This is a genomic window from Caballeronia sp. INDeC2 (assembly GCF_023631325.1).
Taxonomy (GTDB): domain Bacteria; phylum Pseudomonadota; class Gammaproteobacteria; order Burkholderiales; family Burkholderiaceae; genus Caballeronia.
Genome location: NZ_JALQDG010000027.1, coordinates 314,033 through 340,227 on the forward strand (window position 1 = coordinate 314,033; position 26,195 = coordinate 340,227).

At 63.6% G+C, this 26,195-nt stretch carries 23 protein-coding genes; 12 read left to right on the plus strand and 11 right to left on the minus strand.

Annotated elements, in window-relative coordinates; translation table 11 throughout:
- The first annotated feature begins 5 nt into the window (after positions 1–5).
- The 8 genes from nirD (at position 6) to NCS28_RS17045 (ending at position 7,803) form a co-directional block, all read left to right on the plus strand.
- Positions 6–350, plus strand: coding sequence for a nitrite reductase small subunit NirD (nirD, locus tag NCS28_RS17010; RefSeq protein ID WP_250514920.1), 345 nt, complete (start codon positions 6–8; stop codon positions 348–350).
- Entirely contained in the window at positions 347–1,618 is a 1,272-nt protein-coding gene (locus NCS28_RS17015) for an NAD(P)/FAD-dependent oxidoreductase (protein WP_250514921.1), read from the plus strand. Before nirD ends, NCS28_RS17015 begins: the two co-directional genes overlap by 4 nt.
- 99 nt (positions 1,619–1,717) lie before the next feature.
- Entirely contained in the window at positions 1,718–4,453 is a 2,736-nt protein-coding gene (locus NCS28_RS17020) for a nitrate reductase (protein WP_250514922.1), read from the plus strand.
- Between the two features lie 284 nt (positions 4,454–4,737).
- A complete protein-coding gene (locus tag NCS28_RS17025) occupies positions 4,738–4,908 on the plus strand; it encodes a hypothetical protein (RefSeq protein ID WP_250514923.1) in 171 nt (56 codons plus the stop codon).
- 190 nt (positions 4,909–5,098) lie between these two features.
- Positions 5,099–5,449: a hypothetical protein gene (locus tag NCS28_RS17030; RefSeq protein ID WP_250514924.1), complete on the plus strand. Its 351-nt coding sequence runs from the start codon at positions 5,099–5,101 to the stop codon at positions 5,447–5,449.
- 123 nt (positions 5,450–5,572) lie between these two features.
- On the plus strand, positions 5,573–5,920 hold the full coding sequence (locus NCS28_RS17035; protein WP_250514925.1) for a hypothetical protein: 348 nt from the start codon (positions 5,573–5,575) through the stop codon (positions 5,918–5,920).
- Between the two features lie 142 nt (positions 5,921–6,062).
- Entirely contained in the window at positions 6,063–7,034 is a 972-nt protein-coding gene (locus tag NCS28_RS17040) for a hypothetical protein (RefSeq protein ID WP_250514926.1), read from the plus strand.
- A gap of 142 nt (positions 7,035–7,176) precedes the next feature.
- The gene (locus NCS28_RS17045) at positions 7,177–7,803 is read left to right on the plus strand and encodes a hypothetical protein (RefSeq protein ID WP_250514927.1); all 627 of its coding nucleotides are present in this window, start codon (positions 7,177–7,179) and stop codon (positions 7,801–7,803) included.
- 10 nt (positions 7,804–7,813) lie between these two features.
- Here NCS28_RS17045 and NCS28_RS17050 read toward each other — a convergent pair whose 3' ends face one another.
- The 6 genes from NCS28_RS17050 to NCS28_RS17075 all read right to left on the minus strand — a co-directional run bounded on the left by NCS28_RS17050 (position 7,814) and on the right by NCS28_RS17075 (position 16,638).
- Positions 7,814–9,301 (minus strand): heavy metal sensor histidine kinase, encoded by a 1,488-nt coding sequence (locus tag NCS28_RS17050; protein ID WP_250514928.1) that lies wholly within the window; start codon positions 9,299–9,301, stop codon positions 7,814–7,816.
- Positions 9,298–10,011 (minus strand): heavy metal response regulator transcription factor, encoded by a 714-nt coding sequence (locus NCS28_RS17055; RefSeq protein ID WP_106852845.1) that lies wholly within the window; start codon positions 10,009–10,011, stop codon positions 9,298–9,300. Before NCS28_RS17055 ends, NCS28_RS17050 begins: the two co-directional genes overlap by 4 nt.
- A 94-nt stretch (positions 10,012–10,105) precedes the next feature.
- Positions 10,106–11,572 carry an efflux transporter outer membrane subunit gene (locus NCS28_RS17060; protein ID WP_250514929.1) on the minus strand — a complete coding sequence of 489 codons (1,467 nt, stop codon included), beginning with the start codon at positions 11,570–11,572 and terminating at the stop codon, positions 10,106–10,108.
- A complete protein-coding gene (locus NCS28_RS17065; protein WP_250514930.1) occupies positions 11,569–12,813 on the minus strand; it encodes an efflux RND transporter periplasmic adaptor subunit in 1,245 nt (414 codons plus the stop codon). Before NCS28_RS17065 ends, NCS28_RS17060 begins: the two co-directional genes overlap by 4 nt.
- Before the next feature lie 21 nt (positions 12,814–12,834).
- Positions 12,835–16,020 (minus strand): efflux RND transporter permease subunit, encoded by a 3,186-nt coding sequence (locus tag NCS28_RS17070; RefSeq protein WP_250514931.1) that lies wholly within the window; start codon positions 16,018–16,020, stop codon positions 12,835–12,837.
- A gap of 336 nt (positions 16,021–16,356) precedes the next feature.
- Positions 16,357–16,638: a DUF4148 domain-containing protein gene (locus NCS28_RS17075; protein ID WP_250514932.1), complete on the minus strand. Its 282-nt coding sequence runs from the start codon at positions 16,636–16,638 to the stop codon at positions 16,357–16,359.
- Between the two features lie 242 nt (positions 16,639–16,880).
- Between NCS28_RS17075 and NCS28_RS17080 the strand changes: the two genes are divergently transcribed.
- Positions 16,881–18,212 (plus strand): Nramp family divalent metal transporter, encoded by a 1,332-nt coding sequence (locus NCS28_RS17080; protein WP_250514933.1) that lies wholly within the window; start codon positions 16,881–16,883, stop codon positions 18,210–18,212.
- Positions 18,213–18,264: 52 nt separating this feature from the next.
- Here the strand turns inward: NCS28_RS17080 and motB are convergent, their stop codons facing one another.
- Both motB and motA read right to left on the minus strand, forming a co-directional pair.
- Positions 18,265–19,245: a flagellar motor protein MotB gene (motB, locus tag NCS28_RS17085; protein WP_250514934.1), complete on the minus strand. Its 981-nt coding sequence runs from the start codon at positions 19,243–19,245 to the stop codon at positions 18,265–18,267.
- A gap of 16 nt (positions 19,246–19,261) precedes the next feature.
- Positions 19,262–20,134: a flagellar motor stator protein MotA gene (gene motA, locus NCS28_RS17090; protein WP_250514935.1), complete on the minus strand. Its 873-nt coding sequence runs from the start codon at positions 20,132–20,134 to the stop codon at positions 19,262–19,264.
- 258 nt (positions 20,135–20,392) lie between these two features.
- On the opposite strand from motA, the gene NCS28_RS17095 reads away from it, so the two are divergent.
- Positions 20,393–21,211 carry a helix-turn-helix domain-containing protein gene (locus tag NCS28_RS17095; RefSeq protein WP_250514936.1) on the plus strand — a complete coding sequence of 273 codons (819 nt, stop codon included), beginning with the start codon at positions 20,393–20,395 and terminating at the stop codon, positions 21,209–21,211.
- A gap of 126 nt (positions 21,212–21,337) precedes the next feature.
- A complete protein-coding gene (locus NCS28_RS17100) occupies positions 21,338–21,610 on the plus strand; it encodes a hypothetical protein (protein ID WP_250514937.1) in 273 nt (90 codons plus the stop codon).
- Positions 21,611–21,715: 105 nt separating this feature from the next.
- On the opposite strand, the gene NCS28_RS17105 is transcribed toward NCS28_RS17100, so the two are convergent.
- From NCS28_RS17105 to NCS28_RS17115, 3 genes are all read right to left on the minus strand, one after another.
- Positions 21,716–21,883, minus strand: coding sequence for a hypothetical protein (locus NCS28_RS17105; RefSeq protein WP_250514938.1), 168 nt, complete (start codon positions 21,881–21,883; stop codon positions 21,716–21,718).
- Between the two features lie 109 nt (positions 21,884–21,992).
- Positions 21,993–23,456 (minus strand): MFS transporter, encoded by a 1,464-nt coding sequence (locus NCS28_RS17110; protein WP_502801200.1) that lies wholly within the window; start codon positions 23,454–23,456, stop codon positions 21,993–21,995.
- Between the two features lie 122 nt (positions 23,457–23,578).
- On the minus strand, positions 23,579–24,871 hold the full coding sequence (locus NCS28_RS17115; protein ID WP_250514939.1) for an MFS transporter: 1,293 nt from the start codon (positions 24,869–24,871) through the stop codon (positions 23,579–23,581).
- A 532-nt stretch (positions 24,872–25,403) separates the two neighbouring features.
- On the opposite strand from NCS28_RS17115, the gene NCS28_RS17120 reads away from it, so the two are divergent.
- On the plus strand, positions 25,404–26,147 hold the full coding sequence (locus NCS28_RS17120) for a response regulator transcription factor (protein WP_250514940.1): 744 nt from the start codon (positions 25,404–25,406) through the stop codon (positions 26,145–26,147).
- The last annotated feature ends 48 nt before the right edge of the window (positions 26,148–26,195 follow it).

Genomic DNA, 26,195 nt, shown 5'->3' on the forward strand with positions numbered 1-26,195 from the left:
TGATCATGAACGACCGTATCGAACAGGACTGGACCGCCGTTTGCGATCTCGACGACATCGTGCCCGATACGGGCGTCTGCGCGCTCGTGAACGGCACGCAGGTCGCGGTGTTTCATCTCGCGGGCGAGGACGCCACCGTCTACGCGATCGACAACTTCGATCCGCATTCGCAAGCCGCGGTGCTCTCGCGCGGCATCGTCGGAAGTCTGGGCGAGCGCGTCGTCGTCGCATCGCCGATCTATAAACAGCACTTCGATCTGCGCACGGGCGAATGTCTCGAAACGCCGGAGCTATCGGTCAGCGCGTATCGCGTGAAGGTCGCGAGCGGCAAGGTGTGGGTCGCGGCATGAAGACCGAATATGCGGTGGCGGGCATGGCGTCGTTGCGCGACACCGCGCAGCGCCGGCGGCTCGTCGTCATCGGCAACGGCATGGCGGGCATGCGCACGGTCGAGGAGTTGCTGAAGATCGCGCCGGGGCTCTACGACATCACCGTGTTCGGCGCCGAACCGTATGGCAACTACAACCGCATTCTGTTGTCGCCGGTGCTCGCGGGCGAGAAGTCCGTCGACGACATCATCCTCAACACGCGCGAATGGTACGACGCGAACGACATCACGCTGCATGCGGGCGATGCGGTCATCGACATCGATCGCGCGCGGCGTATCGTGCGTTCGCAGAAGGGCGTCGAAGCGCGTTACGACCGCTTGCTGATCGCGACCGGCTCGAACCCTTTCATCATTCCGGTGCCGGGCCGCGATCTTCCCGGCGTGATCGCGTTTCGTGACATTCAGGATGTCGAAACGATGCTTGGCATGGCACGAGATCATCGTCATGCGGTGATCATCGGCGGCGGCTTGCTCGGGCTCGAAGCGGCCAACGGCTTGCAACGGCAAGGCATGTCGGTGACGGTCGTGCATTCGGGCGAGAGCCTGATGGATCGTCAACTCGATGCGAGCGCGTCCGCGTTGCTCAAACGTTCGCTCGAAGCGAAAGGCCTGCGTTTCGCGATGGCCGCGCAGACCGCTGAAATCATCGGCGAGGAACGCGTGCGCGCCGTGCGTTTCGCCGACGGCACGCAGATCGACGCGGACCTCGTCGTGATGACGGCGGGCGTGCGGCCCAACATCGCGCTCGCGCAAGAAGCCGGTCTGCATTGCGAGCGTGCCATCGTCGTCGACGACACATTGCAGACCTTCGATCCGCGCGTCTATGCGGTGGGCGAATGCGTGCAGCATCGCTCGGCGACGTTCGGTCTCGTCGCGCCGATCTGGGATCAGGCGCGCGTGGCGGGCGCGCATCTCGCGGGCGCGGGGCATCGGCGCTATGTGCAGCGCGCGACCGCGACGAAGCTCAAGGTGACGGGCGTCGATCTGTATTCGGCGGGCGATTTCATCGGCGGCGAAGACAGCGAGGATCTCGTGCTGCGCGATCCGCGGCGCGGCGTTTATAAGCGTCTCGTGTTGCAGGCGGGACGTGTGATCGGCGCTGTGTTGTATGGCGACGTGAAGGACGGCGGCTGGTACTTCGACCTTATTCAGAACCGCACGGACGTATCGCATCTGCGCGGCAAGCTTCTTTTTGGCAAGACGCTTTGCGAAGGGATTGCATTGGGTTAAGCGATCCGGGTTTGTCGCCGGATCCCATCGCTAATAACCCACCACGAAAACGGCATCCGGCGACAACAACACTGGATAGCCAAGCAAGAGACGTTGAACATGACCATGCCCATCATCCCGATCGAATCCGCCTCCGTCAAAACGACGTGCCCTTATTGCGGCGTCGGCTGCGGCGTAGAGGCATCGCCGAAAAGCGCGACCGAAGCGACCATCGCGGGCGATGAAACGCATCCGTCGAACTTCGGCCGTCTGTGCGTGAAGGGCTCGGCGCTCGGCGACACGATCGGGCTCGAAGGCCGCCTGCTCAGTCCGAAGCTGCGCGACAGGCGCACCGGATCGCTCGCAGACGTGTCATGGGACGATGCGCTCGGCACGGTCGCGAACGGCTTTGCACGCATCATCGAAGAGCATGGTCCGGATGCGGTCGCGTTCTATGTATCGGGTCAGTTGCTCACCGAGGATTACTACGTCGCCAACAAGCTGATGAAGGGCTATATCGGCAGCGCGAACATCGATACGAATTCGCGGCTGTGCATGTCGTCATCGGTGGCGGGGCACAAGCGCGCATTCGGCGAAGACCTCGTGCCCATGAACTACGAGGACCTCGAACTGGCGGACCTCGTCGTGCTGGTCGGCTCGAACACGGCATGGTGCCATCCGATTCTCTTTCAGCGCATCGTGAAGATGAAGGAGAAGCGGCCGGAGATGAAGATCGTCGTGATCGATCCGCGCCATACCGCGACGTGCGAAATGGCCGATCTGCATCTGCCGCTCAAGCCCGGCAGCGACGTGCCGCTCTTCAACGGCCTGCTCGCGTTCCTCGCGGAACATGGCGCGACTGATGCAACTTTCATCGATGCGCACACTCGCGGCTTCGATGCCGCACTCGCCGCTTCAGGGCCTTCTGATCTCGCGCGAACCGCGAAGGACTGCAAGCTCGATCAGCACGACCTGATGGCGTTCTATCGCCTGTTCGCGCGCACGGAACGCGTGGTGACGGTCTATTCACAAGGCGTGAATCAGTCGAGCGCGGGCACGGACAAGGTCAACGGCATCATCAACTGTCATCTGGCGACGGGGCGCATCGGCAAGCCGGGCATGGGGCCGTTTTCTTTCACCGGCCAACCCAACGCGATGGGCGGCCGCGAAGTCGGCGGCCTCGCGAATACGCTCGCCGCGCATCTAGAGTTCGGCAATCCGCTGCACGGCGAGATCGTGCAGACGTTCTGGAATTCGCCCGCGATTGCGGAGCGCGCCGGATTGAAGGCCGTCGAATTGTTCGATGCAATCGAATCCGGCCGCGTGAAAGCGGTGTGGGTGATGGGTACCAATCCGGTCGTGAGCCTGCCCGACGGCGATCGCGTGAAGCGGGCGCTCGAACAATGCGAGCTCGTGGTGTGCTCGGACATCATCGAGAAGACGGATACCAACGCATTCGCCGATGTGCTGCTGCCCGCGCTCGGCTGGGGCGAAAAGGACGGCACCGTGACGAACTCGGAGCGGCGCATTTCGCGTCAACGCGCGTTCATTCCGGCGCCGGGCCAGGCGCGCGCGGACTGGCGCATCATCTGCGATGTCGCGCGGCGCATGGGCTTCGAAGGCTTCGTCTTCGCGGGTCCGCATGAGATCTTCGACGAGCACGCGCGTCTCTCCGCGTATCGCAACGATGCGTCGACGGGCGTGCATCGCGCGTTCGACATCGGTGGCCTGGCGGGTCTCGAGCGCGCGCAATATGACGCCTTGCAGCCGACGCAATGGCCGCTGCGCTCGGTTGAAGAAGGCAGCACCGCGAGGCTCTTCGAAGCGCGCCGATTCAGTCACGCCGACGGCCGCGCGCGCTTCGTCCCGACCGCGCCGCGCGATCCCGTCAATGCGCCCGACGAAGACTATCCGCTTGTGCTCAACACCGGCCGTGTGCGCGATCAATGGCACACGATGACGCGCACGGGCCGATCCGCGAAGCTCGCGGGACACGTCGGTGAATCGTTCATCGACATGCATCCGCAAGACGCGCTCGCATGCGGCGTGCGCGAAGGCGAACTCGCGCGTGTTTCGAGCCGCTGGGGCTCCATGATCGCGCGCGTGCAACACGGCGGCGGCATGCCGCGCGGCAGCGTGTTCGTGCCGATTCACTGGAACGATCAGGTTGCATCGGATGCGCGCGTCGGCGCGGTGGTCAATCCGGTCGTCGATCCTGTTTCAGGCGAGCCGGAGTTCAAGCACACGCCTGTCGCGATCGAGAAATTTCACGTCACGTGGCATGGATTTTCGTTGTCTCGCGCCGCGCCCGATCTCGACATGGTCACGCACTGGACGCGCGTGCACGGCACGCACCACGTGCGCTACGAGATGGCGGGACGCAATCGCTTCGATGCATCGCACGGCGATCATCACGACTGGGCGCGCGCGCTCTTTCATATCGACGATCGGCACGCGGACTGGATCGAATACGAGGACAAGAGCGCGGGCGTGTATCGCGCGGCGCATGTCGTGGACGAGCGCATCGAGAGTTGCGTGTTCATCTCCGAGCGGCCCGATCTGCCCGCGCGCGCATGGCTCGCGACGCTCTTCGACAAGGACCGGCTCGACGACGAGGATCGCGCGAGCCTTTTGCTCGGCCAGCCGATAGGCAAGGGCGAGGATACCGGACCGACCGTGTGCTCGTGCTTCGGCGTCGGACGCAACACGATCTGCAACGCGATCCGCGACAAGGGACTCGGAACCGCAGCGGAAATCACGTCGTGCCTGAAGGCGGGCGGCAACTGCGGGTCGTGCGTGCCGGAGCTGAAGAAACTCATCGTCGAGACGCGGATGGTGCGCTTGAGCACGGTCTGACTTTCACGTTTTCGCGGGCGCATGCCGTCCGCTTTCTCAGTCTGTAACACTCCCAATATCCGGGTCAACCCTCGGAGACGCCCGAAAACAGGCCGTTTCGGGGCGTCGGCCGCTTCGAATGAGCGGTGGCAAACCAAGAATTCTCACGAATTGTTACGACGTGAAATGTAGTGTGGCCTTCCCCACGCTTCGTCCGATTCATCTTCCGTACAGTCACTCAAAACGCAGGCAATTGAAAGACCAGAAGCCTGGAAACAAACATAAGAAGTGATACGGGGATTGCGATGAAGAAGAACGCAAATCAAATCGACCAGGCGGAAGGCCAACGCGCCACGATCCGCTCGACGGAAGCCAAGAGCCCGTCACAAGCACACCTCGACCTGCTGCACGAACGTCGACTTCGGATGATCGAAGCTCGCGACGTGCGCAATGATCGCATCCCGCACCGCACCTGAACCGTTAGCCCGCGCCCAAAGCGCGTCCTGTTCCAAACGCCCACTGATTTTCACGCTGGTTCATCCAAGTGAAATTCAGGCAGACATTGGAAATAGGAATACTAAATAAATTATTTCTTCGCTGTGCCCGCTACATATCGGCGTCGATGTAGCTGGAATTGACCGTGCGCCTACACTTGGAGACTTCACCATGCAACGCAAACTGATCGCAGCAGCAGCCGTCCTCTCCCTCGTTTCCGCCGCTGCTTTCGCAACGGGCACGAACTCCAGCTCGAGCTCGACCTCGGGTGGCAACACCTCGGCTGGCGTGTTCGGCTACGGTTCGTTCACCGCGACGAACGCCGGCATCGCCAACGGCAACGCTTCGGCGCTCGCGGGCCAAGGCTTCGGCGTGACGGGCAACGCGACCAACGCGACGACCGGCCACATCAACACGTCGTCGGCTGGCGGCAAGGGCTTCGGCGGTTCGTCGGCAACGGGCACTTCGGGCGCCGACGCTGCTGCGAACGCCTGGAGCAAGCTGGGCGGCGGCTGGCGCTAAGCACGCGGCGGCGGACGGCGGACTTCGCCGCAACGGAGTTCGCTTTCCCGCAACCGGCGTGACCGTAATACGAAGAACATAAAACAAACTTCAATCTTACTTGTTCGATAAGGAATGCAAATCATGAAACGCACTCTGATCGCTGCTGCACTGCTCTCGTTCGTCTCCGTCGCCGCGATGGCCACGACCACGAACTCCAGCTCGTCCTCGACCTCGGGCGGCACGACCTCCGCATCGGTCTCGGGTTTCGGCCATTTCACCGCCACCAACTACGGCACGGCCAACGGCAACGCGCAATCCGTCGCCGGCAACGCATTCGGCGTGACGGGCAACGCCACCAACGCGACGACGAGCCACACCAACACGTCGAACGTGGGCGGCTTCGGTCACGGCAACGCGCAAGCGGGCGGCACCTCGGGTGCGGACGCTGCGGCGAACGCATGGAGCAAGCTGGGCGGCGGCTGGCGTTAAGCCGGTCTCCGGACCAAGGCAGGGGCGGCGTCATGACGAGCGCGTGCTTGCGGGATTCCGCCTTTGCCGAACCTCATAAAAAAACTCTAAGTCGTCCGGGACCGTCATGCGCCGTGGCGTCCCCTTTCTTCCGGAGCACCAAATGAACAAGACCACTTTGCAACTGGCATGCGCGGTTCTGTTTTGCGCCGCGCAACTGGCCCACGCCGACACCGCGGCCAATTCTTCGTCCGGCTCGGTTTCGGGTTCGACGTCCACGGGCATAGGCCAGGGCGGCGGATCGAGCCTGAACAACATCGGAACGTCGGCGAACTCGACGGCCAACACCAGTTCCAATTCCTCGTCGGTGGGCGGACTCGGTGTCGCGACGGCAAGCGGCGGCCGTTCGTCGGCGCAGGGCGGTTCTTCGAACGTGAGCATCTCGCTGTCGATGCCGCAGCTCACGAATTCGGGCACGGACCCGAGCGGCGCCGACGCGACCGGCAAGGCGGCCAACGGCCCCGGCTCGAGCGCATTCGACACGCGCACGACGGTCGATTACAACCAGAGCTCGTACTCGGTGCGCACGACGCCGTCGATCGCGGCGCCCGCGCTCACCACGACGCTCTCCGACACCTGCATGGGCTCGGCCAGCTTCGGCCTGTCGATCACGGGCTTCGGCGCGACCGGCGGCACGACGCTCGTCGATCAGGCTTGCGTACGCCGTCTCGATGCACGCGAGTTCCGCGCGATGGGGCTGACCGATGTCGCGCTCGCGCTCCTGTGTCAGAGCGACGCGAACCGCCGCGCAGTCGAAGCGACGGGCCATCTGTGCCCGGGCACGACCACGCCGCTCGCGAAGTCGGGCGCAGACGCTGTGCTGTCGGACGACGAGAAGTATCGCGATCCGCTGGTGCGGGCGCGTCTGGGCTTGCCGGTGACCGCCGCGAACAATCCGGAAGTCAACCTGAAGAGCCAGGACGACGCGAAGCGGATGCAGCCGGCGCCCGCGAAGCAGGTCGCTCAGCCGACGCCCGTCGCGGCGCGCGTGTACGATCAGGCTGAGGGCGCGAGCGGCGTCGAAGTCGCGAGCACGCCCATCGGCGAGAAGATCGCAGTCTCGCTGATGAAGTGAGCAAGCAGTAGATCCACGGGCAAAGTGTCGCTGTGGAGCAGAAGAGACGCATCTGGGCAGCCGGGGCGTCTCTCCCTTGAAGGGTTGGCTCTGAAAGACTGGTCCCGGAGAGTCAACCCTCGTTTTCCCGCTGAGGCATGCGATGAAGAGTCACAAGAAAATGGCGGCCATCGCGCTCGCGGCGAGTGCGGCAGTCTCGATGATGCCGATGAGCGCGCGCGCCGATGCGAACGCCGGCGTGATCTGGGCCGCGAACCCGGTCGGCGTGCAGCCGATGCCCGCTGCGCAGGCGCTCGCGCTCCTGCCTTCGAGCGGCTACGTGCCCTTGCAAAGCTCGGGCGGCAAGTGCCTGCTGGTCGCGCGGCGCGGCACGCAGATCGTCGCGGTGGAACTGTCGCCGCTCGTGAACGGCACGAAGATCGTCGGCTGGAAACCGCAGCAGATCGACATTAGCACGCTCACGTCGAAGTGGGGCTATCAGCCTCCGAAGTCGTCGATCGATACGAAGACCTTCGGCAATCCCGTCACGAACGCGATTTCGGAACAGGGCAAGACCGACACGTCGAAGGGCGGATCGTATGCGCGCGCGAGCAGCTGGAGCAACGGCAACGTCGAAGCGCATAGCAGCGCCATCGCATCGAGCTCGGGCGAGACGGAAACTGCCGAGTCCGTGACGGTGAACGGCAAGACATACCGCAAGTACAGCCATTTCAAGGCGGCGAGCGCCGAAGCACCGGTGGCGGCATCGGACGAATACTTCTGTCAGTGACGCCCCGGCGTCATGTCGTGGCGGACTTCGTTTCGACGACCGGCGGCACGGGCAAGGCCACATCTGCCGCGGTCCGGGGTTCGTTACCGAAGCGCGCGACCGAGAACGAGAACGTGTTGATGCCGTGCTCGCTCGTCGCCGACACCGTGCCGCGATGCATTTCCGCGACCGCCTTGACGATGGCGAGCCCGAGGCCGTGATTCTCGCGGCTATTCGTGCGTGAACTTTCCGCGCGATAGAAGCGGTCGAAGAGATGCTCCTTCACATGCGGCTGAATCAGCTCGCCCGGATTGGCCACCGCGATACGGATGCGTCCATGCTCGCGCGTGATCGACACGGAAATCGTCGCGCCCGGCGCGCAATGCTGGATCGCGTTCATCACGAGATTGGACAGCGCGCGTCCGAACAGCGACGTGTTGACGAACGCGCGCGCATCGCCGCTTGCGACTGCGCGGACCTGCGCTTCTTCCAGCGGAATTTCCAGAAACTCGAGCGTGCGGTTCACTTCCGCCGCGAGCGACACTTCGACGAGTCCCGTCGCGCGTTCGCCCTGATCGGCGCGCGCCAGAAACAGCATGTCGTTGATGATTGCGCGCACGCGCTCGAACTCTTCGAGATTCGATTGCAGCGTATGACGCAATTCCTCGATCGAGCGGTCGCGCGTCAACGCCACTTCGGTCTGACCGATGAGAATGGTGACAGGCGTGCGCAGTTCATGCGCGACATCGGCGTTGAAGGATTCGAGCCGGCCGTATGCGTGATCGAGCCGTTCCAGCGCGCCGTTGAAGGACTTCGCGAGATCGTCGAGTTCCATCGGCAACGCGACCGTGTTCAGGCGCTGCGAGCGATTGTTCGGGCTCAGCTTCGATGCATCGCGCGTGAGACGCGCGAGCGGTGCGAGCCCGAGGCGCGCGACCGAATAGCTCAGCAGCAGCACCGCGACCGTCGATAGCGCCATGAACGCGGCAAGCGCGAGCCCGAATGCGCGCATCGTATGGACGTTCGGCGAGCAGTCGATCGCGACGAAGAGTTGCAGGGGCGGCCTGTCCGCATTCGGCGGGATCGTCAGCGTGGTCATCAGCATGTCGTATGCGCGGTCTTCAGGACGAAAGCGCGCATAGCCGCCCATCACACGCTTGATGACGTGGCCCGCGGGCGGCGAGCCGTATTCGAAGCGCGGATCGTTGCTTGACACGGCGAAGAGCGTGGAGCCGTCGCGCGGCGTGATGTCGGCGAGCTTTTCTTTCGCGATCTTCCATTTCTCCGGGCTCGATACGTGCGTGACGATGAGCCGCGCCACTTCCGCACGATTGTCGAGCGAGTCGCGCAGATGCTGCTCCAACTGCACGCGCAGCACGAGAAAAAGCCCGGAGCCGACGAGCGAAAAGACGAACAGCGCGACGAGCGCGAACATCACGGCAAGACGCCGCGAGATGGAACGCTGCGTGCGTGTTTCATTGGATTCACGCTGCGCCGATGATGCCCACTGCATGTTCATGATGGTCTCGCGTCTTCCCTGGCTTCGCGCGTGTCGCGGGCTTCTCGCACTTCGAGCACGTAGCCCATGCCGCGCACGGTATGCAGCAGTTTCGTGCGGAACGGTCCGTCGAGTTTCGCGCGCAGCCGCTTGATCGCCGTCTCGACGACGTTCGTATGGCTTTCGAAATCGACTTCCCAGACGAGCTCGGTGATCGCGGTTTTCGAGAGAATGTCGCCGTGGCGGCGCGCGAGCACGGAGAGCAACTGGAACTCCTTCGCGGTGAGATCGAGCCGCACGCCGTCGCGTGTCGCGCGGCGGCCGATCAGATCGACATACAGGTCGCCGACGGAAATGAGCGTCGATTCCTGTGCGCGCGTGCGGCGCGCGAGCGCATGCAGACGCTCGACGAGTTCGAGGAACGAGAACGGCTTCGTGAGGTAATCGTCCGCGCCTTCGCGCAGGCCGCGCACGCGATCGTTGATGTGATCGCGCGCGGTGAGCATGATGACCGGCGTCGATTTCTGCAGGCGCAGCGCCTTCAATACCGAGAAGCCGTCGCGTCTTGGCAGCATCACGTCGAGCACGATCACGTCGTAGTCGTATTCGATGGCGAGATGCGTGCCTTCCTCGCCGTCCATTGCGATGTCGACGACCCAGCCTTGCTCGGTCAACCCCGAGCGCAAGTAGTCCACCACTTTGTGTTCGTCTTCGACTATCAGGACTTTCATGCCTGGCACCTGTGCGCGTTCAGTGTGTGTTTACCGCATTGTCTCACCGCTCACTATACGAGCCTCGCGGGCATCTTGCTTACGTTTTGTTCTATCAGCGTGGAGGCGGCTTGTTCGTCGTGCTCGCAACGTTCTCGTCTTCGTGCGCTGCATCATTGGCGTTCCATCCGCCGCCCAGGGCTTTTACGAGCGCCACCGATACGGTGCGCTGCTGCCCGTGAATCTGCACGTCCTGACGCTCGCTCGTGAGCAATTGCTGCTGCGCGGTGATCACGTCGAGATACGCGACGAGGCCGCCCGAATAGCGATCGTTCGCAAGCGACAGCAAGCGCTGCGCATCGACGACCGCCGCGTGCGATTGCTTCTGCGCGCCGTTAAGCACCGACAATCCGACGATGCCGTCCTGCACTTGCGCAAACGCGCCGAGCACGGTCTGCCGATAGTTCGCGACGGCCGCGACATAGCCCTGGTTCGCGAAGTCGACGGCGGCCGAGCGCCGACCGCCATCGAAGACGACCTGGCTCGCCATCGTGCCGATGGTCCACAAAAGGCTTGGCGCGGAGATCAGACTGGACAACGCGGTGCTTTCCCAGCCGACGGTGCCGTTCAACGTGAGGCTCGGAAAGAACGCCGCCTTCGCGACGCCGATCTGCGCGTTGGCGGCGGCCATCGCGCGTTCGGCGGAGGCGACGTCGGGCCTGCGCTGCAACACGTCGCTCGGCACGCCGAGTGGAATCGGCGGAAGCGGGCGCTCGGTCAGCGCGGGCGCGATCGAGAACTGCGGCGCGGGCGTGCCGACGAGCGCGGCGATCGCATGTTCGAATTGCGCGCGCTGATTCAGAAGCAGTTGCGCCTGCACGTGCGTCTGATCGAGTTGCGCTTGTTGCTGCAATACGTCGAGGCCGGATACCGCGCCCAGATCGTGTTGCGCCGTGACATAGTCGAGCGCTCTCTTCTGAAGATCGACGGAGCGGTTCAGCACGTCGATTTCAGCGTCGAGCTCGCGCATCGAGAAGTAGTCGCTCGCGAGATCGGTGGTCAGCACGAGGCGCGCGTTCGCGAGATCGTCGCCCGATTGATCCACCGACGCACGCGCGCCTTCCACCTCGCGTCGAATGCGGCCGAAGAGATCGACGTCGTAATCGACGGACGGCGCGAGCTTCAGATCGTTCTGCACGGTCGAGCTGTTCGGCGTCGCATAGTTGTTGACGGGCCGGTTCCTCGAAATGCGCGAGCGCGATGCGTTCGCGCCGAGATCGATTTCAGGCAGCGCGAGCGCCGATGTCTGCGCAAGCGTCGCGCGCGCCTGAGCGTAGCTCGCGCTCGCGGCGGCGAGCGTCTGGTTTTGCGCGAGCGCCTGCGTTTCGAGGCTGTTCAGCGTGATGTCCTCGAATGCCTGCCACCAGTCGAGCGCGAGCGGCGCATGCGAGGGCTCGCCGACGCGCCAGTACGAATCCGTCTTCCATGTCGGCGGCGTTTCGGCGACGGGCCGGCGATAGTCGGGCCCGACGGTGCACGCGGCGAGCATCGACACGAGCGTGATGCACAGCGCGGCTTTCATGATGCGGCCTTGCTGCCCGAAGCGGGCTGCTGCGGTTGCTTCTGCCGTGGCGCGATCACGACATGATCGCCGTCCGCGACAGAATCGCTCGGGTTGATGATGATCTTGTCCGTCGCCTCGATGCCGCTCTCGATTTCGAGCGATTGCCCGAGATCCTGCGCGATCACGATCTTGTGCAGACGCACGTGGCCGTTCGCATCGACGACCGCGAGGCGCGGGCCTTCCGAGCGGAAGAGCAGCGCATTGCCCGGCACCAGCAGGCGCGCGTGCGCGGTCGCGGGCAGCGCGACCTGCACATACGCGCCGGGACGCAAGCGGCCATCGGCATTCGGCAGCGTCACTTCGACCTGAAGCGAGCGCGTGGGCACGTCGATCGCGCCCGAGATGTGCGTGATCTTGCCGTGAAACTGCTGGCCGGGCAGCTCGGCCTGCGAGACCGTCACGTCCTGTCCGACCGAAACATTCTGCGCATACGCCTGCGGCAACTGCACGAACACGCGCAACGGATCGGACTGCGCGAGCGCGAAGAGCGCGCGGCTCGTGCCGCTGCCCGCATCGATGAGATCGCCCACATCGACGTTGCGCTGCGTGACGACGCCCGCGAACGGCGCGACGATGCGCTTGAACGATTCGAGCTGACGCAGGCGCTTCACGTTGGCGTCCGCCGCAGCGAGATTCGCGACGTCCTGGTTGTACGTGCTTTGCCGTTCGTCGAGTTCCTGTTGAGAGACCGCATCGCGTTGACGCAATTGCTGCCAGCGTTCGAGCGAGCTTTTCGCGAGGCCTAAGCTCGACGCTGTCTGATCGCGTTGCGCGACCGCCTGCGCAAGTTCCTGATCGATCTCGGGCGTGTCGAGATCGGCAAGCAACTGGCCTTGCTTCACGCGCGCGCCGATATCGACATACCAATGCAGCAGATAACCCGTCGCGCGCGCATAGATCGGCGATTCGACGAAGCCGCGCAGCGTGCCCGGCAAGGTCGTTTCGCCGCCGCCGTCGGTTTGCGTCGGCGACACGACATTCACATACTGCTGCGCGTTCGCTTGCGTGCGCGAAGCGATCGAGCGGCTATGCAGCATATCGGTGACGACGGTGCGCGTCGCGCCGATCGCAAGCAATGCGAGCACGATGACGAGCGCGATCTTTGCCCGCTTCCATTCGACATGGCGCGGCGGCAGCGCGGGGCCTTCGTTCGGGTCGCGAGCGGGAATCGCAAGCGATGCGTGGTTCTTTTCGGTCATGTTCGTCGGATTGCTGTGATGTCAGTGTTGGCCGCTGTCGCCTTCATGCTGCGCCGGGCCCTTGCGCGCGGCGCGGCGCGCGAGACGCGCATGAATGCCCGCAAAAACGAGCGGCACGAAAAAGAGCGTGGAAACCGTTGCGAAGAGCAGGCCGCCGATCACGGCGCGGCCGAGCGGCGCGTTCTGCTCCGCGCCTTCGCCGAGACCGAGCGCCATCGGGATCATGCCGATGATCATCGCGAACGCGGTCATCAGCACGGGGCGTATGCGGCTCGCGCCCGCTTCGAGCGCGGCAGTGAGCGGCGGCATGCCGGCGTTCAGACGCTGGCGCGCGAACGAGACCATCAGAATGCTGTTCGCGGTCGCGACGCCCATCGTCATGATTGCGCCGGTGAGCGCGGGCACGCTCAAGTGCGTGCCGGTGAGAAAGAGCATCCAGATGATGCCCGCGAGCGCGGCGGGCAGCGCGCTCACGATGATGAGCGGATCGATCCACGACTGGAAGTTCACGACGATCAGCAGATACACGAGCACGATCGCCATTGCGACGCCCAGGCCGAGACCGAAGAACGACGTGCGCATCGTTTCGACCTGGCCGCGCACGACGATCTGGCTGCCGCGCGGAAGCGTCTTGCGTGCTTCATCGACGAGATGATTCACCTGCCGTGCGACGCCGCCGAGATCGCGCCCTTCGACGCTTACGAAGAGATCGATCACGGGCCGGATGTTGTAGTGCGTGACCACCGCGAACTGATTCTCCGGCGAGATGCGCACGAGATTGCCGAGCAGTTGCGTCGGGCCGTTGAGCGATGCGGACACGGGCGTGCGCAGCAACTCGTCGATCGATGAAACCTGATACTGCGGCGTCTGCACCGCGAGGTTGTATTCGACGCCGTTGCGCGGATTGAACCAGAAACCCGGCGCGGTTTGCGAGCTTCCCGATAGCGACACGAGCACGTTCTGCGCGACGTTGCTCGCCGACAGATTCAGCTGTTGCAGGCGCGTGCGATCCATTTGAAGGTTGATCGCGGGTTCATCGAGCTTCTGCTGGATGTGCGTATCGACATTGCCGGGAATCATGCGGACCTGCTTCATCAGCTTGCTCGCGACTTCGAAGTTCGCTTGCGCGTTCTGCCCTTGAATCTGCACGTCGATGGCGGCGGGCAGGCCGAAGTTCAGGATCTGCGTCACGATATCCGCGGGCTGAAAGAAGAACTCGACGCCGGGAAAGCGGCGCGGCAACATCGAACGCAATTCGTCGATGTACTTCTGCGTCGGCGCGTGATCGGCATTGAGTGCGACCTGTATTTCGCCGTCGAGCGTGCCGATGGTTCCCGCGTTGCTGTACGAGAGATTGATGCCGCTATAAGGCAGGCCGAGGTTATCGAGCATCGTGGCGAGCTCGTCTTGCGGCACGATCTGGCGCACGACCTTTTCGACTTCATCGGCGAGACGCGCGGTTTCTTCGATACGCGTGCCGGTCGGCGCGCGCATGTGCATGCGGATATCGCCCGCATCGACGCTCGGAAAGAAGTCCTCGCCGAGCACGAAGACGAGCGCTGTCGAAAGCAGGCAAAAGCCGAGAAAGAGCGTGGCGAAGAGGCGCCTTTTCACGAGCAGCGTCGACAATATGACGATGTACGCGCCGCGCATGCGCTCGAAGCCGCGATCGAAACGGCGATGCATGCGCATGAAGAGATTCGGCTTCGCTTTCGAATCTGGCGCGTGGGCGTGTCCCATCAACAGCATCGCGAGCGTCGGAACCAGCGTGCGCGACAGAATGTACGAAGCGATCATCGCGAACACGACGGCTTCCGCGAGCGGCACGAACAGGAACTTGGCGACGCCGGTGAGAAAGAACATCGGCACGAACACGATGCAGATGCAGAGCGTCGATACGAGCGCGGGCACCGCGATTTCACCGGCGCCTTCGAGAATCGCGTCGTGCAGATTCGTGCCCAGATGCAGATGGCGTTCGATGTTCTCGATCGTCACCGTCGCATCGTCGACGAGAATGCCGACTGCGAGCGCGAGGCCGCCCAGCGTCATGATGTTGATCGTCTGCCCGAGCGCATGCAGCACGATCAGCGAAGACAGGATCGAGAGCGGGATCGAGATCGCGATGATGCACGTGCTGCGCCAGTTGCCGAGAAAGAGCAGGATCATCGCGGCGGTGAGCGCGGCGGCGATCAGCGCCTCGCGCACCACGCCCTGCACGGCGGCCTTCACGAACACGGACTGATCGAAGAGCGCGCTGATCTTCAGGTCCGGCGGCAACGACGCGCGCGCTTGCGGCAAGAGGTCTTGCAGCGTGTTGACGATGGACAGCGTCGACGCGTTGCCGTTTTTCAGCACCGAGATCAGCACGCCGCGATGCCCGTCTTGCCGCACGATGTTGGTCTGCGGCGAGAAGCCGTCGCGCACGTGCGCGACTTCGCGCAGATAAGTCGTCGCGCCGTTGAGGGTGCGCACGGGAATGTCGTTAAGGCCTGCGACGGTCGCGGGCGAACCGTTCATGTTGATCGTGTATTCCCGCGGGCCGATCTTCGCGGTACCGGTCGGCAGAATCAGGTTCTGCGCGTTCACGGCCTGCACGACATCGGTCGGCGTGAGACCCTTCGCGAGCAGCGCGCGCGTGTCGAGATCGACGGAGATGAGGCGCGTCTTGCCGCCATACGGATAAGGCACGGCCGCGCCGGGAATCGTCACGAGTTGCGGACGCAGGAAATTGAGCGCGGTGTCGTTCAGGTCCTGCTCGGACTGCTTCGGGCTGGAAAGACCGAGCTGGATCACCGGAATGCTCGACGCCGAATAGCTGATGACGAGCGGCGGCGTCGCGCCCGGCGGCATCTGTTTCAACTGCGCCTGCTCGACGGCGACGGTCTGCGCGATCGCGGTCTGGATGTTCGCCGTCGGTTGCAGAAAGAGCTTGATGATCGCGATGCCCGGCAGCGATTGCGACTCGATATGCTCGATGTTGTTCACGGTGGTCGTGAGACTGCGCTCGTTGACCGACGTGATGCGATTGGCCATGTCCTCCGAGGACAGGCCCGTGTAGTTCCAGATGATGCTGACGACGGGAATATCGATTTCCGGAAGCACGTCCACCGGCGTCGTCACGAGGACGAAGGGCGTCGCCAGCAGAATCATGATGGCCATCACGATGAACGTGTAGGGCCGCTTAAGCGCAACGTTGACTATCCACATTGAGTCGTTCGGAAGATGCTGGGGAAGGGCGCTGCGAAAGAGGCGGATGCGGCGCGCGAGACGCAATGACGAAACGATGCGTGCGGCTCGCCATCCGTGCCGCTATGGTAGTGGCCGGGTGCCAACGACAATATGGCTTGAATATGGCGTGTCTGTCAGATTAGGCGATTTGAAAGCAAGCTTGCGAAAGCGAGCGGTAGGGCCGGACGCTTGCTTTGAACGCGTTGGGAATAGCGCGGATCGAGCGCAGGGAACGCTCCGTGTGGCAAGACGGCGCGGGATCATTCGCGATCGATGGAAGCCGCGCGTGTCTCTTCGGTGAGGATGTTCGTTCGCTTACTGCGGTGTTTGTCCGAGCGGTGTCGTCGACATCGTGCGTCCCGACGACGAGCTGCCCTCCGTGGATGCGCCATATGCGCTTTGCGCGCTGACCTTCGCTTCGGCTGCCTGGATGTCGGCGGGATAGAAGGCGTCGCGTTCGGACGGGTTATAACCGGCTTGCTCGACGCGTTGCAGGTCTTGCCTGACCTGTGCGCGTGTCAGGCCGTCGGACTGCGCGAGCGCGGTGAGCGGAGCGGCGGCGAGCGCGACGATGGCGATGCGTGTGACCAGTTTCATGGCGTACTCCTCATGCGAGTGAAGGATGAACGCGGCGTGCGGTTGCGCGATGTGCAGCGTCGGCACGCTTACCACAGCCACCACTGGATTCTATGTGCGTCACCGTGACGACATGCTGGCGATCAGATGGCGCTATGGTCAGACTGGAGCGCGCGCTGAACACGTCTGTGTTCGCATGCAGCCGATGATAGACTCGCCCGCGTGAGGCCGTTTGTAAGCCGCCAAAATCAGGAACCGATAAATTGCCTTTCAATCTGCCCACCACGGCCACGGCGCCGTTTTGTCCATCGGAAGTCAAAGGCTCGGTGGCCGTTTCACCGGGCGCGCCGCTCTGGAAAAAGCTTCTGCAATTCGCGGGACCGGGCTTGCTCATTTCGATCGGCTATATGGACCCGGGCAACTGGGCGACGGACATCGAAGCCGGATCGCGTTATGGCTATAGCCTGCTCTTCGTGGTCGTGCTGTCGAGTCTCGCGGCGATGGTGCTGCAATGTCTGTCGATGCGCCTTGGCATCGTCACGGGGAAGGATCTCGCGCAGCTTTCACGCGAACGCTATATAAGGCCGGTCGCGAATGCGCAATGGATGCTCGCGGAGTTATCGATCATTGCGTGCGATCTCGCGGAGGTGCTCGGCGGCGCGCTCGCGTTTCACTTGCTGTTCGGTGTTTCGCTGATGTGGGGCGTGGTGCTCACCGCGTTCGACACGCTCATCGTGCTCGGATTGAAGGGCAAGAACTTTCGCGATCTCGAAGCGATCATGCTGGGTCTCATCGCGACGATCGGTGTGGGTTATGTCGTCGAACTCGTGCTTGTGAAGCCGCACTGGCCGTCGGTGGCCGCGGGGCTCGTGCCTTCCATTCACGCGCTGACCGATCGCGAGCCGCTCTATCTCGCGATAGGCATTCTTGGCGCAACCGTGATGCCGCATAACCTGTATCTGCATTCGTCGATCGTGCAGACGCGCGTGGTGAATCGCGATGCGAAGAGCCTCGCGTCGGCGATCAATCTCTCGCGGCTCGACACCATCGTGTCGCTCATTCTCGCGTTGCTCATCAATGCGGCGATCCTGATACTCGCGGCATCGGCGTTTCATGCTACCGGGCATACACAAGTCACGGAAATCGAGGATGCGTACAAGCTGTTGGCGCCGATCGTCGGCACGGGGCTTGCCGCGATTCTCTTTGCAGTGACGTTATTCGCTTCCGGACAGAGCTCGACGTTCACCGGGACCATAGCGGGGCAGGTGATCATGGAAGGGTTCTTGCGGCTCAAGATTCCCTGCTATCAGCGAAGGTTCATTACGCGGGCGCTGGCGCTCGTGCCGGCTTTGATCGGCGTGTATGTGATGGGGAACGGGGCCGTCGGGAAGCTGCTCGTCGCGAGTCAGGTCGTGTTGAGCCTGCAGTTGCCGTTCGCGCTTTATCCGTTGATCAGGATGACGAGCGATCGAAGCCTGATGGGGACGTTCGCGAACAAGCCGCATATGAAGTTCGTCGCGTGGATGTTGTTCGTCGTGATCAGTGCGGCGAATCTGTGGCTCGTCGTGCAGACGGCAATGGAGTGGATCGGCTGAACTAAAGAAACCGCCATGGACTTGTCGAGTACATGGCGATTTCACGAAAGCCTTATTTCACCACCGCCACCGGCGCATTTGATTTTGCTGCCACAGCGGCCGGAATCGCGGCATCGACAGGGCGCGTCTCATCGACCGTGGTGCGTCCGCCATCGCGGAAGAAAGCCTGCTCGGCCGCCTTGTTCAAAACGAGAATACTGATACGCCGATTCGTCGGCTCATCGACGACTTCCTTGTTGAGCGGCAACACGTCGGCAAGCCCGCGCACTTGCAGCACCTTGCTTTCCTTCATGCCACCGGCAACGAGCGCCCGCCGTGCCGCATTGGCGCGCTCGCTCGACAGTTCCCAGTTCGAATAACCAGTCTGACTGCCCGAGTAGGCCACCGCATCCGTATGCCCGGCGATCGACACGCGGTTATCGACATCGTTCAGCGACGCGCCGATGTTGGTCAGGATCGTCGTCACATAGCCTTCGAGCTTCGAGCTGCCGGAAGCGAACATCGGCCGCTTGAGCGAATCGACGATCTCGATGCGCAATCCCTCGCTCGTGATCGCGATGCGAATCTGATCCTTGAACGCGCGTAACGCGGGCATCTGCTCGATGAGCGCCATCAGCTTCTGCTTGAGCTGCTGCAGCTTTTGCAGATCGTCCATCGCGACGGCCGCGCGCGCGATCGATTGCGGCACGGGCTGGGCCTGACTCTTCTTGCCTTCACCCGGACGCGTGCTCGACAAGTCCTTGCCGCCGCCCGTGATGACGCTCGTATGCGCCGATGCGCCGCCATCGTTGCCGAACAACGCGGAGAGCGGCGTATTGAAGTATTGCTCGATGCCTTCCTTGTCGTACTTCGACGTCGAGCCGAGCAGCCACATCAACAGGAAGAACGCCATCATCGCGGTGACGAAGTCGGCGTAAGCGATCTTCCACGCGCCGCCATGATGGCCGTGGCCGTGCGCCTTCTTCTTGCGCTTCACGACGACGGTAGGCGCGAGCACCGATTGCAGCGGATCGCGTGAGGGTTTCTCAGCCATGATCTATGCCGTGAAGTTAGGAAGCCGACTTCGGCATCTTGGTCGCGCGCACCGCGTCGTCGAGTTCCTTGAAGCTCGGACGGTCGGCGGTGAAGAGCACCTTGCGGCCGAATTCGACGGCCACCGTCGGCGCATAGCCGTTCATCGACGCGAGCAGCACGGACTTCACGCACTGGAACGGCTTCGCTTCAGCCGTGCCCTTCGCGTTGAGCAGATCCGCGAGCGGTCCGATGAAGCCATAGGCCAGCAGAATGCCGAGGAACGTGCCGACGAGCGCACCCGCGATCATCTCGCCGAGCACCGCGGGCGCGGCGCCTACCGAGCCCATCGTGTGCACGACGCCCATCACCGCCGCGACGATCCCGAACGCAGGCAAGCCGTCCGCCATCTTCTGGATCGCATTGGCCGCGACCGAGCTTTCGGCGTGATGCGTCTCGAGTTCCTCGTCCATCAGATCCTGCATTTCGAGCGCATTGACGTTGCCCGCCGACATCATGCGCAGATAGTCGACAATGAAATCGAGCAGATGATGATCGGCCATCACGTGCTCGTACTTCTGAAAGAGCGGGCTGGACTCGGGCGCGTCGACATCGGCTTCGAGCGCCATCATCCCTTCCTTGCGCGCCTTTTGCAGCAGCTCGTAAAGCAGCGCGATCAGCGCGAGGTATTTCTCTTTCGTGTAGCCGCCGCCCTTGAAGGCCTTCGGGATGGATTGCAGGGTTTTCTTGAGCGTGGCTGTCGGATTCGATACGACGAACGCGCCGATCGCCGCGCCGAAAATACACAGCAGCTCGAACGGTTGCACGAGGGCGGCGAGATGACCGCCGACGCCTATGAAACTACCGATCACCGAGCCGATGACCACCACCCATCCGATGATGACAAACATGATTTCTCCGCAAATGTCCGGGCGCCGCGAGCCTTGCGTGCTCGGAATTGAGACGCGCACGGCTAGCGACGCATTGTTCGCTTGTTGTGGGCTTATCGGCTTTCGTGCGCCGGAGATTTAGGGTGGCGCACGCAACTTTTTCTGCGCAAATGTTTGCGGAGTAAATCTTACGTGCGTGCGTTATGCGGTCAGAAACGGTCGAAGTCGATTACGTCGAAGGTAATGGATTCTGCCCACGTTTCGTCTAACATCGTTCGCATGAACTCGACCCTCGCACACTCCGCCATTCAATCGAGCGTCGGCACGCTGCTGCGCGAATGGCGCCAGCGACGACGCATGAGCCAGCTCGATCTCGCGGGCATCGCCGATGTCTCCACGCGGCATCTGAGCTTCGTCGAATCGGGCCGCTCGCTGCCGAGCCGCGGGATGCTCATGCGCCTCGCCGAGCAGCTTGACGTGCCGCTGCGCGAGCGCAACGCGCTGCTCGTCGCGGCCGGTTATGCGCCGCTGTATCGCGAGCGCGCGCTGGCCGATCCGCAACTCGCGGCGGCACGGCGCGCGGTCGATCTCGTGTTGAAGGGGCACGAACCTTATCCCGCGCTTGCCGTCGATCGTCACTGGACGATGGTCGCGGCGAACGCGGCGTTCGCGCCGCTCGTCGCATCGGCGCATGCGGAACGGCTCGCGCCGCCGGTGAACGTGCTGCGACTGTCGATGCATCCGCAAGGTCTCGCGGATGTCATCGACAACTGGCATGAGTGGCGCGCGCATCTGCTCGCGCGCTTGCGCCGGCAAATCGACGTCTCCGGCGATGCGACGCTCGCCGCGCTCTTTGCGGAGCTCGAAGCGTATCCCGCGCCCGCGCACGCCGGGCACGCGGCGCGCGCGGAAACCGATCCGGTTGTCGTGCCGTTGCGCATGCGCACGCAATACGGCGTGCTGTCGTTCTTCAGCACGACGACGGTCTTCGGCACGCCGGTCGATATCACCTTGTCCGAGCTCGCGATCGAGGCATTCTTTCCCGCCGACGACGCCACCGCCGCCATCCTCCGCGAACTCGACGAAGCAAGACGTTGAGCTTGCGTCGCCGCGCGCATGCTTACAGAATTGAACCTAGTGAACCTGCGCGGATCAATGAGAAGGCAGACCGCGAGCCGGTATGCAGCTTGCGTGAGCTTTGTCCAACCAATGCGGAAGACAGCGATGATTCAAACATTCGAGCAAGTAATCGGCGGGCAAAAGATGCAGTTCTGCGCGAGCATCGCGGAAGGCGGCGGACCGGCGCGCGTCATCATCAGCCGCGCGGATTCGGCGGAGTCGCTCGTGATCGTCGAAGCCGACGGCATCATCGGTGCGATCAAGGCGGAGGTCGAAGCGCCCGATACGCTCGTCGCCGATGCCGTGCGCAAGGCGCAGCAGGAAGCGCTGATCGAGCGCGCGCTGGAAACCGGCGCCGTGCAGACGACGAGTCTGTAGCGTCCGTCTATAGCGTCTAAGCGGCAGCCCAAAGAAGAATGCCCGCGCGGCTCATGCGGCCGCGCGGGCATTGCTTTGTTCTCTTGCCGTTGATCGTTCAGCGCCTTACATGCGCGGCTCGCCGTTCTTCGGATCGGCAGGCACCATCGGCGTGGCGGAATCCGGGCCGTCGGGCATATCGGGGTCGTCGGGATTCGGCGGGGCGTCCGGGTCGAGCAGCTTGTCCGGATCCGGGTCCAGCGGTTCTTCGGGGGAGCGGGGCATCGTCGACATGGTGATCTCCTGAGTTTTCCTCGAATGGATGGATCGGCGCGCGCTCTGATCTGTGCTTCAGCGTGCTTCGTCCAAAGATCGCAACGGACGTACCCGCTGCCGCTAGTGCTCACTCCGCTTCGTCCCGAAGCGGACCGTGCGCCGGTTTCGCGGCTTCCCGCTTCGCGCTCGCCGGATTGTTCACATGGCGCGCGACCAACGCGGCGCCCAGCAACAGCGCCACCGACATTCCCGCCGACCAGCGCACCGCATCGACGATATGTTGCGCGTCCGCCGCGCCGTCGCCGTGCGCCGCGAGCGCGCCGAACGCCGCGACGCCGATCGCGCCAGCCGCCTGCCGCGCAGTGTTGAGTACCGCCGACGCCGTGCCCGCGCGCTCCTGACTCACGGTGCCGAGCAACGCGGTCGTCATCGCCGGGACCGCGAGGCCCATGCCCGACGGAATCAGCAGGAACGGGACGAGCAGCGCCGCCGTGGGTGTCGTCGCATCGACGAACGTGAGTGCGGCGAAACCCGCGGCGTCGAGCAACGCGCCGGCGATCATCGGGCCACGCGAGCCGAAGCGCGCCACCACAGGGCCGCTCGCCAGGTTCGAGATGAGGAAACCGCCCGTCAGCGGCAGGAATGCGAGACCGGTCTGCAACGGTGTGTGACCGAGCACGCGCTGCAAGTACAGGCTCAAAACGAAGACCATTCCATAGTAGGTGAGATTCACGCCGATACCGAACACCACGGCCGCGCTGAACGTGCGCTCGGCGAAGAGCGAGAGCGGCAGCATCGGCGCGCGGCTTCTGCGTTCGATCGCGATGAACGCGCCGCCCGCCGCCAGCGCAAGCGCGAGTCCGCCGATCACGAGCGGATGCATCGCGCCGAGCGGACGCAGTTCGATCACCGCGCCGACGAGCGCCGCAAGCGCGACGATCGCAAGCGCCTGACCGGGCAGATCGATGCCGCGCGCATGTCCGGCGTCTTTCGCGCGCGTCTTGTCGACCCACAGGAGCGTCGCCGCGATGCCGGCCGCGCAGATCGGCAAATTGACCCAGAAGATGCTGCGCCAGCCGAACGCCGCGATCAGCACGCCGCCGACGATCGGCCCCGCCGCGATCGATACCGCGCCCGCCGCCGTCCACAAGCCGACCGCTCGCGCGCGCAAACGCCGATCGTGTCCGCATGACGCGTTCAAAAGCGCGAGCGAGTTCGGCAGCATGCCCGCGGCGCCGATGCCTTGCACCGCGCGCGCGGCGATCAGTTGCGTTGCATCGCGCGAAAAGGCGCACGCAAGCGACGCCAGCGCGAAGAGCGCGAGGCCGCCGAGGAACATGCGCCGCGCGCCGAAGCGGTCGCCGAGCGAGCCCGCGGAGAGCATGAGCGCGGCGAACGCGAGCGCGTAACTGTCGATGGTCCATTGCAGGCTCGCGACGCTCGCCCGCAGATCGTGACCGATGCTCGCGAGCGCGACATTGACGATGGAGACATCGAGCTGAGAGACGACGAAGCCGACGCTGGTCGCCGTGACGACGAGCATCTGTCGCGCGGACAAATGCGTGCCGGATGAGGAAGGGTTCGAGTTCATGCCGTTCATCGTAGGCGCGGTGCGCGTTCGATGTTTCGGCGTGGCCTGAAACGTGAAAGTCGAATGAAAAATGACGCGCCGGGTGAGCGGCGGGCCATCTTCGAAAAAATGCTAACGACGAATCAGCGGGCTTCCTTGATGAAGAGCGTCGTCAGCGGGCCGATCGCGCACAGTGCGCCGACGTAGACCGCGGGCGCCATCGGGTCCGATTTCATCATCAGCGAGACGACGATCGGCGTGAGTCCGCCGAACACCGCATACGCGACGTTGTACGAAAACGAGATGCCGGAGAAGCGCACGGCGGGCGGGAACGACTTCACCATCACGAACGGAATCGCACCGATCACGCCGACGAAAAAGCCCGTGATCGCGTACCACGGCAGCAGCATGGAGGCGTCGAGCGCGACTTGCTGAAACATTAGCCAGTACGACACGGCGAGCGCCACGCCGCCGATGAAAATCGTCTTGCCCGCGCCGATGCGGCCCGCGATCGCGCCCGCGAGCACGCAGCCGATCGTGAGGCACAGCGTCGCCGCGCAGTTCGCGAGGAGCACCGTCGCCGGGGCGATATGGAATTGCTTCTGCAGCAAAGTGGGCGTCATCAGGATCACGACGACGATCGCCGCCGAGAGCATCCAGGTGAGCAGCATCGAAACGATCACCGCGCGGCCGTGGTCGCGCAACACCGCCTTGAGCGGCAGTTCCGCCGCGAGCGACTTGCGCTTCTGCAACTCGGCGAACACCGGCGTTTCATGCAGCCAGCGGCGCAGATAGACGGAGCACAGACCGAACAGGCCGCCGAGCAGGAACGGCAGACGCCAGGCGAAATCGGCGACTTCGGCGGGTGCGAACGACTTGTTGATCGCCGTGGCGATCAGCGAGCCGAGCAGGATGCCCGCCGTCAGTCCGGCCGTGAGCGTGCCGCACGCATAGCCGATATGCCGCCCCGGCACGTGCTCGGAGACGAACACCCACGCGCCCGGCACCTCGCCGCCGACCGCCGCGCCTTGCATCACGCGAAACAGAAGCAGCAACACGGGCGCCATCAGGCCGATCGACGCGTAGGTGGGCAACAGGCCCATCAGGAGCGTGGGCACGGACATCAGCAGCACCGAGAGCGTGAACATGCGCTTGCGGCCGAGCAGATCGCCGAAGTGCGCCATGACGATCCCGCCGAGCGGACGCGCGAGATAGCCGGCCGCGAAGATGCCGAACGTCTGCAATTGACGCAGCCAATCAGGAATCGATGGCGGAAAGAACAATTGGCCGATGACCGGCGCGAAGAACACGAAGATGATGAAGTCGTAGAACTCGAGCGCGCAGCCGAGCGCGGCGAGCGTGAGCGTCTTGTAGTCGCCGCGCGTGAGCGCACGGCCGGCCGCGCGCGGGGCGTCGGACAGAGGTGTTGCCTGCATCGAAAAAAGGAACCCGTAAGTGGAAAAGCCACGCGAGACGCGCGGTGGAACGAGGCTTTGCCCTGCGGGAAGTGACGAACGCGCCGGGTGGACGGCGAAGCGAAGGCCTAAGCTCGGAACGGGAACGAACCGGACCCAGGCGTCGAGGGGCGCGGATTTGAAAGCCGCCGCCCGTCATCCGCGCTGCGCGACGCGACGGACAATCGCGGCGCAGCTTGCTACGCGACGTCTCGGTAAAACGGCGGAAGCGGGAACTTGTGAGCCAGATGCGGCATGTTACAGGATGAAAGCCGGCGCAAAGGCGGAAAGCCGTCCAATTTTAGAGATGGTTGCGCGCACGACACGCATCGGGAGCGGAGCGATGCGCAGTCACATGCGTTGACAATTCGGATGAGTCCGATGGGAAAGGGTCGTCTCGCTGCCCAGAATGCGCAGCTTGATTATCCCCGTCTCATCCCGCGACGAGACGCCCGGCGGTCGCCTGAAGTACGGCATCCGCCCCTTGTCCCTTGGACTCATCAGGTAAGACACCATGCGCGTCGCCGTTTTGCAAACCGACCCAAGTTATCGAAATCTCATCAGCGACGTCGTCAAACGACTCGGCCATACGTGCGTGACGTTCGGCGACGGCCTCGTGCTGTCGAAAGCGCTGTCCCGCTCGACGGTCGATCTGCTGATTCTCGACTGGAATTCCACGGGCCTGTGCGGCCTCGACCTGCTGAAATCCGTGCGCTCGAGCTTCGGCGAACGCGTGCCGGTCATGTTCGCGACGCCCGACGGCGCGGAGCACAACGTGGTCTGCGCACTGACCGCGGGTGCGGACGATTACACCGTCTATCCCATTCGTCCGGGCGAATTCGGCGCGCGCGTCGAAGCGCTGTTGCGCCGCGCGTATCCCGCGACGTCGAGCGCGTGCCTAGAAGTCGGTCCGTACCGTTTCGACGCACGTCAGCAAATCGTGACCGTGCGCGGCAAGCCGGTCCAACTGAGCGGCACGCAGTTCCGTCTCGCGCAGCTTTTCTTCTCGAACATCGGCCGTGTGCTTTCGCGCGATCATATTTTCGCGATGGTCTGGGGCCGCGAGTTCCGCGAAACAACGCGCACCATCGACAGCCACGTGTCGCGCCTGCGCCTCGCGCTCGAAATCGAGCCGGTCAACAACTTCCGTTTGCAGCCGGTGTACAAGAGCGGTTATCGCCTGCTGCATCTCTACGATGAAGGCGAAGATTCGGGCGGCGGCCTCGCCGACCCTGCTCCTGCGCAGATCGCGGCCTGAAGTCGCCATCCATCCAGGGAAAAATGCCGTCGCGATGACGGCATTTTT